This window comes from Primorskyibacter sedentarius (assembly GCF_004342065.1).
GTDB lineage: Bacteria > Pseudomonadota > Alphaproteobacteria > Rhodobacterales > Rhodobacteraceae > Primorskyibacter > Primorskyibacter sedentarius.
The window spans coordinates 1-1,337 of the sequence record NZ_SLZU01000080.1 but is presented as its reverse complement, the minus strand read 5'-3'; the positions used below and the strand labels follow the sequence as shown (position 1 = coordinate 1,337).

The 1,337-nt window shown below is 59.7% G+C and carries 1 protein-coding gene; it reads left to right on the top strand.

The genetic code is table 11. The features are described from left to right. Positions 1–1,337: electron transfer flavoprotein-ubiquinone oxidoreductase (locus tag EDD52_RS23555; RefSeq protein ID WP_132249025.1), on the top strand; the 1,337-nt coding region annotated here is incomplete at both ends.

Here is a 1,337-nt window from a genome sequence, read left to right as displayed (position 1 = left end):
ATGCCGCCGCTGATGAACAATCACGGCAACTACATCGTCTCGATGGGCAATGTCTGTCGCTGGATGGCCGAACAGGCCGAGGAAATGGGTGTCGAGATTTTCCCCGGCATGGCCTGTTCCGAGGTCGTCTATGCCGAGGATGGCAGCGTCAAGGGTGTCGTGGCCGGTGAGTTCGGCAAGAACGCCGATGGCACGCCCGGCCCGAATTACGAACCGGGGATGGAGCTGCACGGCAAGTATGTCTTCCTCGGCGAAGGCGTGCGCGGGTCGCTGGCGAAAGAGGTGATTGCCAAGTTCAACCTCTCGCAAGGCAAGGAGCCGCAGAAATTCGGTCTTGGCATGAAAGAGATCTGGGAGATCGACCCGGAAAAGCACCACGAAGGCCGCGTCACCCATACGATGGGCTGGCCGCTGGGCAAGAACGCGGGCGGTGGATCATTCATCTATCATCTTGATAACAATCAGGTCTATGTCGGGTTCGTGGTGCATCTGAACTATCAGAACCCGCATCTGTTCCCCTATATGGAATTCCAGCGTTTCAAGCATCACCCCATGGTCGCCGACCTGCTGAAAGGCGGCAAACGCGTGGCTTATGGCGCGCGGGCAATCTCGGAAGGGGGGTATCAGTCGATGCCCAAGATGGTGGCGCCCGGCGTGGCGCTGCTGGGCTGCTCGGTCGGCATGGTCAACGTGCCGCGCATCAAGGGCAACCACAACGCGATGCTGTCCGGCAAGGCTGCGGCAGAGGCGGCCTTTGAAGCCCTTAGCGCCGGTCGCGCCTCGGATGAGCTGAGCGATTACGAGGCGGATGTGCGTGAGGGCGCGATTGGTCAGGACCTCAAAAAGGTGCGCAACGTCAAACCGATGTGGTCGAAATGGGGCCTCACAGCGTCGCTGGCGTTGGGCGGGCTGGACATGTGGACCAACACGCTCGGCTTCTCCCTCTTTGGCACGATGTCGCATGGCAAATCGGATGCAGAGGCAACCGGCCCTGCCGCGAAATTCGCGCCCATCGATTATCCCAAGCCCGATGGCAAGCTCAGCTTTGACCGGCTGACCAATGTCAGCTTTTCCTTCACCAACCATGATGAAAGCCAGCCTGCACATCTGAAACTGAAGGATCCGGACGTGCCGGTGAAGGTCGACCTTGCCACCTATGGCGGGCCATCCGCGCGCTATTGTCCGGCGGGCGTTTACGAATTCGTGGAAACGAACGGGTCTCCGGAATTTGTCATCAACTTCCAGAACTGCGTGCATTGCAAGACCTGCGACATCAAGGATCCGGCGCAGAACATCACATGGACCACGCCGCAGGGCGGGGACGGACCAAACTATCC